This is a genomic window from Mycobacterium sp. TH-M15 (assembly GCF_057473705.1).
In genome coordinates this window covers 1-2618 of record NZ_JBYCLB010000254.1, presented here as the reverse complement: position 1 = coordinate 2618, position 2618 = coordinate 1, and the positions used below count along the sequence as shown (strand labels likewise).

The following is a 2618-nucleotide window of genomic DNA, read 5'->3' as shown; positions in this document are numbered from 1 at the left end:
CTCGATGCCTCCGACCAGGTCGGTACTGAGGTTGTAGATGAGCGCACCGACGGTGGCCATCGCGGTCAGCAGCACGATGTTGACCAATCCCACCAGCGCCGCGCCGCCGAAGATGGAGCCGGCGGAGACCAGCTCGCCGACGCCGCCGCCCGGGTTCACCACATCCTGCACACTGGTGCTCAGCTTGCTCCACACCCCCCTGGCGCCCAGGATCAGCTACAGCAACGCGACGGCGAACATCCAGACGAAGAACTGCGAACCCGACAGCAGCAGCGACACCTTCAGCGTGCTCCACGGATCGATCCGGCGAATCTGCATGCTGGCGCGGACCGGCCCGCGGGACCGGGCCGGCTGTCCCCGCGGCGTCCGCTGCACCGGGCGCGGTGGCGGCTCGGAGAGATCCGGCAGCTCGCTGCCGTAGGCGTCGCCGAGCGGCCCCGCGCCCCGGATCGGGTCGGCCGAGCGACCGACGGCGGGAAACCGGCGCAACCGCTCGTCGACATCGGCGGCGGCGTGGTGACCGGCCGCCGGCGCGTGCCGCGGTTCGCCTTGCCGTGAGGCCGTGGTGCGCGTCCGGACCGGATCTGCTGCGCCAGCCGCACGGCGCTGAGCGGCGAAATCGGTCGTGCCGTCGCCGCCCACATCGCCGGACGACGCCGGCGGATCGTTCGGTGCAGTCACTCCGGCTCCTTACCCGTGCCCGGAGCCGACCTCGGGTCGGCTGCCCGAGATCTACTCGGCGTCCCCTTCATCGGCGTTCCGGGCAATCGCTAACAGTGTGTCGCCCTCGCCCAGGTTCATCAACCGGACACCCTTGGTCTGCCGGCCAGCCTTGCGAACCTGCCGGGCCGCGGTGCGGATCACTCCACCGCCGGAGGTGATCGCGTACAACTCCGTGCCGTCGTCGACGATCAGCGCCCCGACCAAGCGGCCCCGCCGGGAATCGTACTGAATGGTCAGGATGCCCTTGCCGCCGCGCCCCTGCGCGGTGTACTCGTCGATCGCGGTGCGTTTGGCGTAGCCGCCGGCGGTGGCCACCAGCAGGTAGGTGTCGGCACGGACCACGTTCAGCGACAGCAGCCGGTCGTCGGTGTTGAACCGCATGCCCTGCACGCCGGAGGTGGCCCGGCCCATCGGGCGGAGCGCCTCGTCGGTGGCCGAGAACCGGATCGACTGGCCGTTGGCCGAGACCAGCAGCAGGTCGTCGTCGGCCGAGCAGAGCACCGCGCCGACCAGTTCGTCACCGTCGCGCAGGTTGACCGCGACGATCCCGCCGGACCGGTTCGAGTCGAACTCGGTGAGCTTCGACTTCTTGACCAGGCCGTTGCGGGTGGCCAGCACCAGATACGGGGCGTCCTCGTAGCTCTTGATCTGGATCACCTGGGCGATCCGCTCACCGGGCTGGAAGGCCAGCAGGTTGGCCACGTGCTGGCCGCGGGCGGTGCGCTGAGCCTCCGGCAGCTCATAGGCCTTGGCCCGATAGACCCGACCGTGGCTGGTGAAGAACAGGATCCAGTCGTGCGTGGAGCAGACGAAGAAGTGCGCCACGATGTCGTCCTGCTTGAGGCCGGCGCCCTGCACCCCCTTGCCGCCGCGCTTCTGGCTGCGGTACAGGTCGGTCTTGGTGCGCTTGGCGTACCCGGTCTCGGTGATGGTGACGACGACGTCCTCGCGGGCGATCAGGCCCTCGTCGGCTACTTCGCCTTCGGCGGCGACGACCGGGGCCCGGCGGTCGTCGCCGAACTTCTCCACGATCTCGGCGAGCTCGTCGCGGACGATGGCGCGCTGCCGCTCCGGCTTGGCCAGGATGTCTTCCAGGTCGGCGATCTCGGCTTCGATCCGGCCCAGTTCGTCGATGATCTTCTGGCGTTCCAGCGCGGCCAGCCGGCGCAGCTGCATGTCCAGGATCGCCTGAGCCTGCACCTCGTCGATGTCGAGCAGGTCGATCAGGCCCGCCCGCGCGACGTCGACGGTCTCCGATGCCCGGATGAGCGCGATCACCTCGTCCAGCGCGTCCAGCGCCTTGACCAGCCCGCGCAGGATGTGCGCCCGCTCGTTGGCCTTGCGCAGCCGGTAGACGGTGCGCCGGACGATCACGTCGAGTTGGTGGTTGACGTAGTGGCGGATCAGCTGATCCAGCCGCAGGGTGCGCGGCACGCCGTCGACGATGGCCAGCATGTTGGCGCCGAAGCTGGTCTGCAGTTGGGTGTGCTTGTAGAGGTTGTTGAGCACCACCTTGGCGACCGCGTCGCGCTTGAGTTCGATAACGATCCGCAGCTTGCCCTGGCTGCTCTGGTCTTCGATGTTGGCGATCCCGGACAGCTTGCCGTCTCGCACCTGCTCGGCGATCGAGGTGATGAAGTTGTCGTGGTTGACCTGGTAGGGCAGCTCGGTGATCACCAGCGAGCTGCGGCCCTTGGCGTCTTCCTCGATCTCCAGCACCCCGCGCATCCGGATCGACCCGCGTCCGGTGGTGTAGGCGTCGGCGATGCCCTGCGATCCGACGATCAGCCCGGCGGTGGGGAAGTCCGGGCCCTTGACCCGTTCCATCACCGCGGCCAGGGTGGCCTCCTCGTCGGCGTCGTGGTGCTGCAGGCACCAGAACACCGCCTCGGCGA

At 69.1% G+C, this 2618-nt stretch carries 1 protein-coding gene and 1 pseudogene; both read right to left on the bottom strand.

Annotation, left to right across the window (positions count from 1 at the left end):
- Positions 1–681: pseudogene (locus AC2VNT_RS06080) on the bottom strand (DUF3566 domain-containing protein); the annotation flags it as partial.
- Between the two features lie 51 nt (positions 682–732).
- Positions 733–2618, bottom strand: a 1886-nt coding sequence (locus AC2VNT_RS06075) for a DNA gyrase C-terminal beta-propeller domain-containing protein (protein WP_486945995.1), incomplete at its 5' end; no start/stop codon positions are given.